The sequence below is a fragment of the Kribbella sp. NPDC043289 genome, assembly GCF_056436705.1.
The window spans coordinates 2,113,359-2,125,498 of sequence record NZ_JBWKCB010000001.1 but is presented as its reverse complement, the minus strand read 5'-3'; the positions used below and the strand labels follow the sequence as shown (position 1 = coordinate 2,125,498).

At 69.3% G+C, this 12,140-nt stretch carries 11 protein-coding genes; 3 read left to right on the top strand and 8 right to left on the bottom strand.

Annotation, left to right across the window (positions count from 1 at the left end):
- Positions 1-47 precede the first annotated feature (47 nt).
- The 3 genes from AC0662_RS10110 to AC0662_RS10100 all read right to left on the bottom strand — a co-directional run bounded on the left by AC0662_RS10110 (position 48) and on the right by AC0662_RS10100 (position 4,845).
- Positions 48-1,412: an adenylate/guanylate cyclase domain-containing protein gene (locus tag AC0662_RS10110; RefSeq protein ID WP_478299783.1), complete on the bottom strand. Its 1,365-nt coding sequence runs from the start codon at positions 1,410-1,412 to the stop codon at positions 48-50.
- Positions 1,405-3,144 carry an NAD(P)/FAD-dependent oxidoreductase gene (locus AC0662_RS10105; protein WP_452203534.1) on the bottom strand — a complete coding sequence of 580 codons (1,740 nt, stop codon included), beginning with the start codon at positions 3,142-3,144 and terminating at the stop codon, positions 1,405-1,407. Before AC0662_RS10105 ends, AC0662_RS10110 begins: the two co-directional genes overlap by 8 nt.
- 105 nt (positions 3,145-3,249) lie before the next feature.
- Positions 3,250-4,845: a M4 family metallopeptidase gene (locus AC0662_RS10100; RefSeq protein WP_452203535.1), complete on the bottom strand. Its 1,596-nt coding sequence runs from the start codon at positions 4,843-4,845 to the stop codon at positions 3,250-3,252.
- A 160-nt stretch (positions 4,846-5,005) separates the two neighbouring features.
- On the opposite strand from AC0662_RS10100, the gene AC0662_RS10095 reads away from it, so the two are divergent.
- Together AC0662_RS10095 and AC0662_RS10090 are read left to right on the top strand one after the other, a co-directional pair.
- The gene (locus AC0662_RS10095; protein WP_452203536.1) at positions 5,006-6,094 is read left to right on the top strand and encodes a DNA polymerase domain-containing protein; all 1,089 of its coding nucleotides are present in this window, start codon (positions 5,006-5,008) and stop codon (positions 6,092-6,094) included.
- A 65-nt stretch (positions 6,095-6,159) separates the two neighbouring features.
- Complete coding sequence (locus tag AC0662_RS10090) at positions 6,160-6,633, top strand: carboxymuconolactone decarboxylase family protein (RefSeq protein ID WP_478299781.1); 474 nt, start codon at positions 6,160-6,162, stop codon at positions 6,631-6,633.
- Positions 6,634-6,737: 104 nt separating this feature from the next.
- On the opposite strand, the gene AC0662_RS10085 is transcribed toward AC0662_RS10090, so the two are convergent.
- The 3 genes from AC0662_RS10085 to AC0662_RS10075 form a co-directional block, all read right to left on the bottom strand.
- Positions 6,738-7,493, bottom strand: coding sequence for an SDR family oxidoreductase (locus AC0662_RS10085; protein ID WP_452203538.1), 756 nt, complete (start codon positions 7,491-7,493; stop codon positions 6,738-6,740).
- Positions 7,494-7,594: 101 nt separating this feature from the next.
- On the bottom strand, positions 7,595-9,436 hold the full coding sequence (locus AC0662_RS10080) for a glycoside hydrolase family 15 protein (protein ID WP_478299779.1): 1,842 nt from the start codon (positions 9,434-9,436) through the stop codon (positions 7,595-7,597).
- Positions 9,366-10,142: an SURF1 family cytochrome oxidase biogenesis protein gene (locus tag AC0662_RS10075; RefSeq protein ID WP_478299777.1), complete on the bottom strand. Its 777-nt coding sequence runs from the start codon at positions 10,140-10,142 to the stop codon at positions 9,366-9,368. Before AC0662_RS10075 ends, AC0662_RS10080 begins: the two co-directional genes overlap by 71 nt.
- Positions 10,143-10,211: 69 nt before the next feature.
- Between AC0662_RS10075 and moaA the strand changes: the two genes are divergently transcribed.
- The gene (moaA, locus tag AC0662_RS10070) at positions 10,212-11,231 is read left to right on the top strand and encodes a GTP 3',8-cyclase MoaA (protein WP_478299775.1); all 1,020 of its coding nucleotides are present in this window, start codon (positions 10,212-10,214) and stop codon (positions 11,229-11,231) included.
- 95 nt (positions 11,232-11,326) lie between these two features.
- Here the strand turns inward: moaA and AC0662_RS10065 are convergent, their stop codons facing one another.
- Together AC0662_RS10065 and AC0662_RS10060 are read right to left on the bottom strand one after the other, a co-directional pair.
- Complete coding sequence (locus AC0662_RS10065) at positions 11,327-11,530, bottom strand: hypothetical protein (protein ID WP_452203542.1); 204 nt, start codon at positions 11,528-11,530, stop codon at positions 11,327-11,329.
- 182 nt (positions 11,531-11,712) lie between these two features.
- Positions 11,713-12,084, bottom strand: coding sequence for a DUF3099 domain-containing protein (locus tag AC0662_RS10060; protein WP_452203543.1), 372 nt, complete (start codon positions 12,082-12,084; stop codon positions 11,713-11,715).
- Between the last annotated feature and the right edge of the window lie 56 nt (positions 12,085-12,140).

Genomic DNA, 12,140 nt, shown 5'->3' with positions numbered 1-12,140 from the left:
AGGGCCAACACATGAACAGCCGGTGTGCGTGCGAAAGGCACGGGTGATCATTCGCGCGGCGGCAGCTCGATGAGGTGGTACACCTCGACCGGCTCGGCCTTGCCCTTCAGCGCGAGCAGCCCGAGCGACTCGGTGCGCGCCGTCGGCAACTGTGCCTTGGTCGCCGGACCGATCGCCACGCCGCCGCCGGGAGCCTTTCCCTCGATCCGCGAGGCGACATTCACCGTGTCGCCGATGACCGTGTGGGTGCGTCCGCCCTCCGTGCCGAGCAGGCTCACCGACGCGATGCCGGAGTTGATCCCGACCCGGAACCGCGGCCAGTTCGGATGCGCGGCCCGCACGGTGGCCGCCGCCTCCTGCAGCGCCAGCCCGGCCGCGGCCGCCCGGACCGCGTGGTCCGGCTGGTCCCCGCGCTTGTTGAACGTGACCATCAGCGCGTCCCCGATGATCCGGTCCACGTCGCCGCCGTGCCGCCGGACCACCGGCGGGACGACGACCTCGAAGTACGTGTTGAGCATCGTGGTGACCTCGGCCGGGTCGTGGTTCTCGGAGAACGTGGTGAAGCCCTCCAGGTCCGCGAACAGCACGCTCAGCTCGCGCCGCCCGGAGACCGTGTCCTCCTGGTACAGGTCCGCGAACCGCTCCTCGTACCACTGGATCCGCACCCCGGCGACGACCAGCACGAACGCGAGCAGCAGCAGCGCGTGCCACTCCCACCAGGACAGCGCCCAGTTCCGGGCGAACGCCAGCGCGATCATCGCCTCGCCGAGCAGCACGAACGCCGCGACCATCGACAGCAGCATCAGCGACGGCCGGTCCCACCACGTCCGCAGGTAGCGGCCCGCGGTCACGCCGTACAGGAGGACCGCCGGTACGGCGAGCGTCGCCAGGATGCCGTCGGCAACTTCCGGGACCGACGTGGCGTGTAATGGCGGCAACCGCAGTACCGATGCCGCCGCCCACAAGGCCATTAGGACCAGCAATGCGGCCCGCAGCCGTCGGCCCCACTTGACGCCGGAGATCGACAGACTCGAGAGGAACGCGAACACCGACCCGAGTGCGACACCCACCGGTGTCGCAAGTGTGAAGCCGGCGTTGGGAGTGTCGAGCAGGACCTTCGGTGTCGCGAGTGCGTGCAACCCCAGGAACCCGGCCGCGGACAGGAACGTGAGCGACACGAACAACACGCGCGCGTCACCACGACGCAGCGCCGCGGCGCCGGTCGCGTAGGCCAGCACGGCAGCCAGCGCGGCGGTCAGGAGTACCAGCCAGAAATGTGTCGGATGGTGTTCCCAGTGCACGTCGAGCTGGGATCTTCCGAGCAGTAGGCCGAGGCCGACGATCGGGACGAGGAGGACCAGCGACGTCAGGCCGACCATGGCCGGTGTGTAGGCGAAGCCCCGATCAGCCATCCGCCGAGACCTTGAGATGGGCGTGGATCTGTGACACCACCACAGACCCTTCACCCACGGCCGAGGCCACTCGCTTCACCGAGCCCGACCGGACGTCCCCGATGGCGAAGACCCCGGGCAACGTCGTCTCGTAGGGCTGCGGTGGCCGGCCCGCGTCCCACGACGGATTCACGCCGGCGTCCGCACCGGTGAGCACGAACCCGCGCTGGTCGCGCGCCACCTGATCCGGCAGCCAGTCGGTCCCCGGCACCGCACCGATCATCACGAACAGCCCGTCGATCGGGATCGACTCCTCGGCGCCCGTCCGGCGGTCCCGCAGCGTCACGTGCTGCAGCCGCCCGTCGTCACTGCCACCGTCGACGACCTCGCTGGACGCCCGCACGGTCACGTTCTCCGCCGCGTCGATGGCGTCGATCAGGTACTGCGACATACTCGCCGTCAGGTCTTCGCCGCGGATCACCAGCAGCACGTGCCGGCAGTACTTGGCCAGGTGGATCACCGCCTGCCCGGCCGAGTTCCCGCCGCCGACCACGCACGCGTCCCGGCCCGTTAACCCATGGGCCTCCGACACGCTCGCGCCGTAGTACACGCCGTTCCCGACCAGCGCCTCCAACGCCGGTACTTCGAGACGCCGGTACGACACGCCCATCGCCAGGACCACGGCCCGCGCGGTCACCTCGCCCACGTCACCGATCACCGCGCGGAACTCACCGTCCTGCTGCTCCAGCTTCTCGATCGTGCGCATCAGCACGAAATGCGCTCCGAACACCCAGGCCTGCTGATAGCCGCGCTGCGCCAACTCGGACCCGCGGATACCCCGCGAGAACCCCAGATAGTTGCGGATCAGCGAGCTCGTCCCAGCCTGCCCGCCGATCGACTCTCGCTCCACGACGAGCGTCCGCAACCCCTCGGACGACGCGTACACGGCTGCCGCCAGCCCGCCCGGACCGGCGCCGATCACCAGCATGTCGAACGCACTGTCCTCGGACTCCAAGGTCGTTGGTACGCCCCACGCCTCGGCGATCTCCGCATCGGTCGGGTCGTGCAGGACCGGCCCGCCGATCGCCGGCATCCAGACCAGCACCCCAGGACCGGGGTCCGGCTCGCCGATGAACTCCAGCGCGTCGGTCGCGAGACTCGAGCCACTCGGCCGGAACGCGCTCGGGATCCCGTTGCGGGCCAGCAGGCTGCGGATCGCCTGACCGCGCACCGAGTTCTCCGCGGCGATCACGACCACTTCCCGCAGGTTCGCGACCTCGTACCGCGACCACTCCTGGATGAACTCGGCGACGGTCCGGTGGAACAACTCGTCGCGGACGGTCCACGGCTTGAGCACGTAGTAGTTGATGTCGCCTACCGACATCGCGGACAGGATCGCCGACGCCGTCGTCCGGTCGGCCCAGGCACCCCACTCGATCAGCAGCGCGCGGCGCGCGTCCGGGTGCGCGGTCCGGGCGGTCGCCAGGACCCGGGCCCGGTCGTCGTCGGCGAGCGCCTGGTCGACGAGCACCACCGCGACCCGCTGTTCCCAGCCGTGTGCTTGCTGTAGGCAAGTGATCGCGGCGTCGGCGGTGAGCTCTCCGCGGACCCTGAAATCCACGCCGAAGGCTCGGTCGAGCTCGGTCTCGCAGCGTTCCAGACGCTCCGGGTCGGCGTCGACGACCAGCAGCAACGGCCGGGCCGCACGCAGTTGCGGCCGTGCCTGGACAGCGCCTCCGGGTTCCCCACCCATGCTTGTGACGGTAGGTCCGCGCCACCGTGGTGGCAATGGCCAAAACGTTTGTTCGCCGGCCCCGCCCACCCCAGAGGGACAGGACCGGCGAACCCTTCTAGAGCGTCAGTTCACGCTGACCGCGGACCAGGCCGCGGCGACCGCCGCCCGCTCGGCACTGCTCGCGCCGTACAGGTCGGTGGCCGCGCTCAGCGTCGCGGTCCGGGCCTGCGCGTACGTCGTACCGCTGGTCATGTACGTCGTCAGCGCGCGGAACCAGATCTTGCCGAGCTTGTCGTGGCCGATGCCGGTGAGCGTCGAGCCGTTGCAGGTCGGCGAGTTGTGCGGCAGACCGCCGATCGTCTTCGCGCCGGTGCCCTCGGCGAGCAGGTAGGCGAAGTGGTTCGCGATCGCGGACGAGTAGTGCACGTCCAGGTTGCCGACATCGGAGGAGTAGCAGTCCGGCGACGTACCGTCCCGGCTCGGCTTGTCCATGAAGCGCAGCGCCTGGCGGTCCTTCATGATCTTCTCGCCGATGTAGTAGTCACCGGGGTCGGAGGTGTTGTTCGCGTAGAACTCGACCATCGTGCCGAAGATGTCGCTGGTCGCCTCGTTCAGGCCACCGGACTCACCGGAGTACGTGAGGTTCGCGGTGTGCTCGGTGACGCCGTGGGACATTTCGTGGCCGGCCACGTCGAGCGAGACGAGCGGACCGGCAGCCACGTTGTCGCCGTCGCCGTACGTCATCTGCTTGCCATCCCAGAAGGCGTTCACGTAGTTCGAGCCGTAGTGGACGCGGCTCGGGACGCCCTTGCCGTCGCCGAAGATGCCGTTCCGGCCGTGCACGAACTTGTAGTAGTCGAACGTGGTCGCGGCGCCGTAGTGCGCGTCGACGGCCGCCGTCGCCCGGTCCGCGTTGCTGCCGGAACCCCAGTGGTTGTCGGCGTCGACGAACTTCGTCGGCGTCGGGCAGCCGAGCTGGAACAGCTGGCACAGGATCGAATCGGTCTTGTTGTTCGCGTCGGCGGTGAAGCCGTTCCCGCGGGTCGCGTCGGTCAGCGTGAAGCCGCCGGTCGCCGTGCTCGTCTGGAGCGGCACGGTGCCGGAGTACAGGCTCTTGCCGTCACCGGTCGCGGTCTCGATGTGCTGCTCACTGACCAGCTTCGCACCGGTCAGGGCGTCGATCGTGGTGGTGACGCGGCTCGGCGTACCGTCGACCTGGGTGCCGGCCGTGGTGACCAGGTAGGCCAGCCGGGGTGCACCCTTGCGAGCCTCGATCACCAGACTCGGCTTGCCCTTGGTCTTCAGGCCTTTGGTGAGCGCCTTGGACGTCGCGGTCGCGACGCTGACCTTCGGCGTACGGGCGACGTTCGCGCTCCGGCTCAGGGTCAGGCTGGCGCTCTTGAAGGCGCCGTCCTTGGCCTGGTGGACGACGACGTCGCCGCCGAGGACCTGGAGGCCGCCGATGGTGCGGTCCATCCGGACATGGCTGCTGCCGTCCTTGTCGACGATCACGTCCTTGACCACGAACGCGTCGGCCGTGGTGGCCCGCAGTGCGGTCAGGTTCTTGCTGACCGCTGCCTTGGCGTCGGCGACGGCCGCAGCGGGAGTGGGGACAGGTGACGCCGCCGGAGCACCGGTGGCAGTCGTGGCGCTGGTCAGTCCGAGGGCGGTGGTGGTCGCCACTGCAGTCGCAGCGGCGAACAGGGCGGATCTGTTCATCCTCGCGCTCCTTGTCAGGTGTCCCGGGGGCCTCACGCCCCAGGAACGAGGTGCTGGAACGTTACCGCTCGGTCACGTGGCGTGGCCAGGGGTCGAGAAAACTTGCCTTTCCGCCCTGTGGCCGACGGAATTGGTCGGTCCGGGGCGATACCGTCACGGGATGGCGAAGAGCACGGCGGTGGTCGTCACCGCGGGGGACCGGGAGGTCCGGGTCTCCAGCCCCGAGCGGATCGTGTACGAGGCGACCGACTGGGCTCCGGAGGTCACGAAGCTTCAGGTGTGCGAGTACTTCATCGCGGTGCGGTCGGCGTTCATGCACGCCTCCGGCGACCGCCCGGTCGCGCTGGAGCGCTGGCCCGGCGGATGGCGCGAGGGGATGACGCTGTCGGTGGACGCGGTCGGCCGCCAGACGGGTGACGGGTTCTACTCGAAACGGCTGCCGAAGGGCGCGCCGGACTGGCTCGAGACCTGCCGCGTGCTGACGCCGAACAACCGGCCGATCGACGAGCTGTGCCTGACCGAGATCGCGTCCGTGGTGTGGGCGGCCCAGATGGGCACGCTGACGTTCCACCCGTGGGCGGTGCGGAAGGGCGATCTCGACCGTCCGGACGAGCTGCGCATCGACCTCGATCCACAGCCCGGCGCGACCTTCGCGGATGCCCGGCGGGTGGCCGGCGTCGCTCGGGAACTGCTCGAAGAGCTGGGGCTGCGCGGATACCCGAAGACGAGCGGCAACCGGGGGATCCACATCTACGTGCGGATCCGGCCGGAGTGGTCCTTCGACGAGGTCCGGCACGCCGCGATCGGCCTGGGGCGGGAGCTCGAGCGGCGCGACGACGGCGTCACCACGGCCTGGTGGAAGGAGGAGCGCGGCGACGCGTCCATCTTCCTGGACTTCAACCAGAACCTGCGTGACCGGACGGTCGCCGGCGCCTGGTCGCTGCGGCCGCGACCGGGAGCCCCGGTGAGTACTCCGCTGACCTGGGAGCGGCTGGCCGAGGTCGACGATCCGCGGGCGTTCAACCTGCACACGGTTCCGGAGTACCTCGCCGACGGCGACCCGTGGGCGGACATGGACGAGACGTCGTACTCGCTCGACGTGTTGCTGCGGCTGTGGGAGGACCTGCCCGGCGGCGAGCTGAACTTCCCGCCGGACTATCCGAAGATGCCGGGGGAGCCGCCGCGCGTGCAACCGAGCAAGAAGGTGGCCGAGCACTGGGACGAACAGGGCAACAGGATCCCGGACTGACACTTCGTGAGCCTGTCTCGTCGGGTGGGGTGTCAACACGTTCACTCGCTAGGAGAGACACCCTTATGGACGCTCGTCTGAACCTGTTCACCAACCCGGTGATCGGCAAGTTCATCAAGCACCTCAACGCGGGGGCGCGGGTCGCGCTGGACGCCGGTATTCCGCTCAGCACCATCGAGCTGATCGACCTGCGGGTCAGCCAGATCAACGGCTGCGCGGTCTGCGTGGACATGCATTCGAAGGATCTCGCACACCACGGCGAGAGTGCGGTCCGCATCAACCTCGTCGGGACCTGGCGCGAGGCGACCGTCTACACCGACGCCGAACGCGCCGCGCTGGCCCTCGCCGAAGCCGGCACCCGGATCGCCGACGCCGCCGGGGGCGTCCCCGACGACGTGTGGCTGAACGTCACCAAGTACTACGACGACGACCAGGCGGCCGCCCTGGTCATCGCGATCGCCGGTATCAACACCTGGAACCGCATCAACATCATCACCCAGCAGCCGGCCGGCGATTACGTACCGGGCCAGTGGGGGTGAGTGCGGATCTGCAGGCCATCACAATCGCCGGTGAAGCGCCGCGCTAAGCGTGACTCTCGCGGGGAGAACCGGATTGTGATGGCCTGGCGGTCCGCCGCTCACGGTCAGATGGTTCGGAGTGCGCCGCCGTCGATCGGGATGATCGTGCCGGTCAGGTAGGAGGCGGCGGGGGAGAGGACGAAGGCGGCGACCCGCCCGAACTCGTCGGGGTCACCGTAGCGGCGCAGCGGGATGGTCTTCTCGGAGGCCCGCCGGGCCGCGTCCGGGTCGCCGCCCTTGCCGTCGAGCTCCTTCAGGCGGTCGGTGGCGATCCGGCCCGGCATCAGGCCGTTCACCCGGATGCCGTTCGGGCCGAGCTCGTCGGCGAGCGTCTTCGCGACCATCGCCAGGCCGGGGCGGAGACCGTTCGAGATCGCCAGCCCGTTGATCGGGGACTTCACCGACGACGACAGCACGAAGGCGATCGACGTACCCTCCGCGCCGGTCCGCGCGACGGCGCGCGCGATCCGCAGCCCGCCGAGGAACACGCTGTCGAAGGCCGCCCGCCAGTCCTCCTCGTCGGTGTCCAGCGCGGTGCCGGGCCGGGGACCGCCGACGCTGATCAGGGCGCCGTGCAGCTCGCCCCACTTCGCGACCGCGGTCGCCGCCAGCCGTTCCGCGCTGTCCGGCTCGGCGTTGTCGACCGGGATCCCGACGACGTTCGGGCCGAGCTCGGCGGCGGCCCGCGCGATCGACTCCTCGTTGCGGCTGGAGATCACCAGCCGCGCGCCTTCGGCGGCAAGGGCCTTCGCGGTGGCGAAGCCGAGTCCGGCGCTGGCGCCGGTGACGATGTAGGTGCGATCGCGCAGTCCGAGGTCCACGTCACCATCCTGCCGCACCGCACCCCGGAGCGCACCTCGACAGTTCGTGGCCGATGGCAAGAACCCGGGCCGGCGGCGTCGATTCCCAGGCGGGGCGATTCCTAGTACGCCGAGCGCCGTAATGGTGACTCGGCGGTGGTCAGGTGCCACGCGGTGTTCACCAGACCGAGGTGCGAGAACGCCTGCGGGAAGTTCCCGAGCATCCGGCCCGTGGTCACGTCGTACTCCTCCGCGAGCAGTCCGACGTCGTTGCGGAGGGCAACGAGCTTGTCGTACAGGTCCCGGGCCTCGCCGACCCGCCCGGTCATCGCCAGCGCGTCGGCCAGCCAGAACGAGCAGATCAGGAACGTCCCCTCGCCATCGGTCAGCCCGTCGTCGGTGTGGTCGGCCAGATACCGGCGGACCAGCCCGTCCGCGGCCAATTCGCGCTGGACGGCGTCCACGGTCCCGACCACCCGCGGATCGTCGGCCGGCAGGAACCCGACCTGCGGGATCAGCAATACGGCGGCATCGAGCGCCTTGCTCCCGTACGCCTGGGTGAACGTGTTCCGCTCCGCGTCGTACGCCTGCTCGAGGACCGCTCGATGGATCTCGTCCGCCCGCGCGCGCCACTGTTTCGCGGGCCCGCGCAGCCCGAACCGCTCGACCGCCCGTGCAGCCCGGTCGAACGCCACCCACGCCATCACCTTCGAGTAGGTGAAGTGCTGCCGCCCGCCGCGGACCTCCCAGATCCCTTCGTCGGGCTGGTCCCACACCTCGTCGAGGTGCCGCATCAGAGCGTGCTGCACCTCCCACGCCTCATCAGTCGCCCCGATCTGGGCCTCCCTGGCGAGCGCGAGGACGTCCATCACCTCGCCGTACACGTCGATCTGCAGCTGCTCCGCGGCCGCGTTCCCGACTCGCACCGGTGCCGAGTCCGCGAACCCCGGCAGCCAGGGGGCCTCGAACTCGGGGAGCCGGCGTTCACCGGTCACGCCGTACATGATCTGCAGGTCCTCCGGCGAGCCCGCGATCGCGCGCAGCAGCCAGTCCCGCCAGGCGTGCGCCTCGTCGCTGTACCCGCAGCGCAGCATCGCGGAGAGCGTCATCGTTGCGTCACGCAACCAGCAGTACCGGTAGTCCCAGTTCCGGGCGCCACCGAGCATCTCCGGCAGCGACGTGGTCGGCGCCGCGACGATGCCACCCGAGGGCGCATAGGTGAGCGCCTTCAGCGTCAGCACCGAGCGGGTGACCTCCTCGCCGACGGTGATCGAGCTGGTGCTGCGCGCGACCCATTCCGTCCAGAACGACTCGGTCGGCTCCAGCGACCCGAGCGCGTCCGTCGGCTCCGGCACCGGGTGGTGCGACGGATGCCAGGTCAGCACGAACCAGGCCCGGTCGCCCTCCGAGACCCGGAAGTCCGAGTACGTCGTGAGGTCGCGCCCGTACTGGTGCACGTCGGACCGCAACGACACCGCGTCCGGACCCGCGATCGCGTCCACCTGACCATCAGAGCGCCGTACCCACGGGACCACGTGACCGTAGTCGAACCGCAGCTTCAGCTCGGAGCGCAGATCCACGGACCCGCTGACACCCTCGACGATCCGTACGACGTCCGGTGCGGCATCCCGTGGTGGCATGAAGTCGATCACCCGGACCGTTCCGCCGGGCGTCGTCCACTCGGTCTCCAGGACCATCGTGTTGCCTCGGTACCGGCGGTTGCTGACCGCGTCCGCGGCCCGGGGTGCGATCCGCCAGTGCCCGTTGTCGTCGCTGCCGAGCAGCGCCGCGAAGCAGGCCGGCGAGTCGAAGCGCGGGAAGCACAGCCAGTCGATCGATCCCTGCTTCGACACCAGTGCGGCGGTCTGCAGGTCACCGATCAGCGCATAGTCCTCAATCCGGCGTTCCGGCGTGGGCCTGCGGCCGGTCGGCGGCTTCTGGTTCCTGCTTCGCGGACTTGCCAACGCGCGCCTCCTGTCGGGAGAAGTAGACGAGCCCACCGATGGCCAGCAGGGCGAAGAAGAACCACTGCAGGGCGTAGAAGAAGTGTGGACCATCATCGATCTCCGGCCCCGGGAAGCCGCTGAACGCGGCGTCGTTGGCCGGCTCCTGCTTGTCGACGGTCAGGTACCCGTCGTACAGGTTCAGCCCGAGGACCTTCGCGAAGTCAGGCCCGTTGATGAGTCGCGCCGTACCGTCGTCCGGGGTGCCGCCGTTGGTGTGGCCGCCGCGTTCGCTGCGCTGCAGGCGGCCGGTGACCGTGACCTCACCCGTCGGTACGGCGGGAACGTGCGTCGGCATCAGCTCGGAACTCTGCCGCGCCAGGAACCCGCGGTCGACCAGGACCGCCTTCCCGTCGGCCAGGATCAGTGGCGTGACGATCTCGAACCCGGGTTTGTCCTCGACGTTGCGGTATTTGAGGATCACCTGCTTCGAGGCGTCGTACCGGCCTTTGACGACCGCCGTGCGCCAGGCGTGCTGGTCACCGACGACGCCCTGCGGCCCGACGATCTGGTCGATCGGCGCGGGCGCGGCGGCCAGGTTGGACCTGGTGACCTCGTTCCGCGCTTTGCGCTCGTCGAGGCGGTGGAACTGCCAGCGACCGAGCTGCACGCACACGGCGGCGAGCACGAGGACTCCCAGCGCGGCGGCTACCCAGCGGACATTCATCAAGCGGACCACGTCTCGAACTTAAGCCATACCCTGAAATGCCCGACGCGCGGCACGTACGCTGAGGGGATGACGGCGATCGAGGAAGTCACGGCGACGGGGCTGGCGGACCGCTACGGCCGGGTCGCCACGGACCTCCGCGTCTCGCTCACCGACCGCTGCAATCTGCGCTGCACGTACTGCATGCCGGAGGAGGGCCTCGACTGGCTCGCCAAGCCCGAGCTGCTCACCGACGACGAGGTGGTCCGCCTGGTCTCGGTGGCCGTCACCCACCTCGGTGTGAACGAGATCCGCTTCACCGGCGGCGAACCGCTGCTGCGCCGCGGTCTGGTCGGCATCGTCGCCCGTACGACGGCCCTCGCGCCCCGCCCGGAGGTGTCGCTGACCACCAACGGGATCGGACTCTCCCGGCAGGCCGGGGCCCTGAAGGAGGCCGGCCTGGATCGGGTGAATGTGAGCCTCGACACGGTCGACCAGGAGACCTTCCAGCGGCTCACCCGCCGGGACCGGTTGAAGGACGTGATCGCCGGACTCGAGGCCGCCCACGACGCCGGTCTCACGCCGGTCAAGGTGAACGCGGTCCTCATGCGCGGCGTGAACGACGAGCAAGCGCCGCAATTGCTGGAGTTCTGCCTCGAGCGCGGGTACGAACTGCGGATCATCGAGCAGATGCCGCTGGACGCGCAACACGGCTGGGACCGGTCGACGATGGTCACCGCCGATGAGATCCTCGACAAACTCGGCGCCCGGTTCGCGCTCACCCCGGATGACGCCTCGAAACGCGGGAGCGCCCCGGCCGAGTCGTTCCTGATCGACGGCGGTCCGCAGACAGTCGGCATCATCGCGTCGGTCACCCGGCCGTTCTGCGGTGACTGCGACCGGGTCCGGCTGACCGCCGACGGCCAGATCCGGGACTGCCTGTTCGCGCGCACCGAGTCCGACCTGCGGAGCGCGCTGCGGGACGGGGCCGACGACGCCGAACTGGCCGGCCGCTGGCGGCGCGCGATGCGGAACAAACTGCCGGGTCACGGCATCAACGACCCGAGCTTCCTGCAACCGGCGCGGCCGATGTCAGCGATCGGCGGCTGAGGCCGAACAGGTCGCGAAACCTGTCGCGATAGCTGTAGTGATACCGGTTGCGATACCGGCCCAATCCGGAAATGTACTTTTTCGGTGTCGCGCATTCACCCCGTGAATGGTTCGACCTCGCGCAGGAATGACCGCCGGCCGAGGAAGTCGGACAAGCTCTCCTTGTGTTCGTCGCAGGCGAGCCAGGTCTTCCGCCGGTCCGGGGTGTGGATCTTCGGGTTGTTCCACAGCAGGGACCAGGTGGCGGCGTTGCCGCAGCCGTTGGCCGAGCAGACGGCCGGTGAGGCGTGTTCAGTCATCCATTCCTCTGCATTCCTGATGCCTCAAGTAATCAAAGGCCCGGACAAAATGAAGCGACGTCGGACAGCCACGGGGGGAGCCGTCCGACGCCGCATCAAGTCTCTGAATTCCACTCGTGAACTTCAGAGCACGCGGGAGATTCTGACACGGATCAGCACAAGTTTTCCAGTCCCGGCCCAGATCACTTTTCGGTGTCGGTCCGAAGGTCGTCACGGGGCTCCTGACGAGCCTCTTCCTCGGCAGGTACGACGACCGTCGGACGCTCCCCGATCGCGGGCCGCGCGGGCGCCACATAGGGGTCCGCGGCGGGCTCCGTCGTCGACCGATGGGCGTTCGCCAGCACCACCGCGAAGTACGGCAGGGCGATCGCGCCGACGACGAACAGCCAGCGCCACGGCGACGGGGTCAGGACCGCGAGGACGAAGCACACGATCCGGATCGACATCATCCACGCGTAGCGAACGATCCGGCTGTCCAGGTCCTCGGACCGCCCCGGCTGCGCGCTCGTCACCGAAACGACGTGCTCGCCACTCCGCTCATGGCGTCTTGACATCTATCCTCCTCAGCAAGAACAACGGTACGCCGCGTCGTCCGCCCGCGCGCAGCTGG

Bases quoted from the DNA above. Each gene is read 5' to 3' on its own strand.
- AC0662_RS10100 (WP_452203535.1), bottom strand. From the start codon at position 4,845: ATGAACAGATCCGCCCTGTTCGCCGCTGCGACTGCAGTGGCGACCACC.
- AC0662_RS10090 (WP_478299781.1), top strand. From the start codon at position 6,160: ATGGACGCTCGTCTGAACCTGTTCACCAACCCGGTGATCGGCAAGTTC.
- AC0662_RS10065 (WP_452203542.1), bottom strand. From the start codon at position 11,530: ATGACTGAACACGCCTCACCGGCCGTCTGCTCGGCCAACGGCTGCGGC.
- AC0662_RS10060 (WP_452203543.1), bottom strand. From the start codon at position 12,084: ATGTCAAGACGCCATGAGCGGAGTGGCGAGCACGTCGTTTCGGTGACG.
- AC0662_RS10110 (WP_478299783.1), bottom strand. From the start codon at position 1,412: ATGGCTGATCGGGGCTTCGCCTACACACCGGCCATGGTCGGCCTGACG.
- AC0662_RS10105 (WP_452203534.1), bottom strand. From the start codon at position 3,144: ATGGGTGGGGAACCCGGAGGCGCTGTCCAGGCACGGCCGCAACTGCGT.
- AC0662_RS10075 (WP_478299777.1), bottom strand. From the start codon at position 10,142: ATGAATGTCCGCTGGGTAGCCGCCGCGCTGGGAGTCCTCGTGCTCGCC.
- AC0662_RS10095 (WP_452203536.1), top strand. From the start codon at position 5,006: ATGGCGAAGAGCACGGCGGTGGTCGTCACCGCGGGGGACCGGGAGGTC.
- moaA (WP_478299775.1), top strand. From the start codon at position 10,212: ATGACGGCGATCGAGGAAGTCACGGCGACGGGGCTGGCGGACCGCTAC.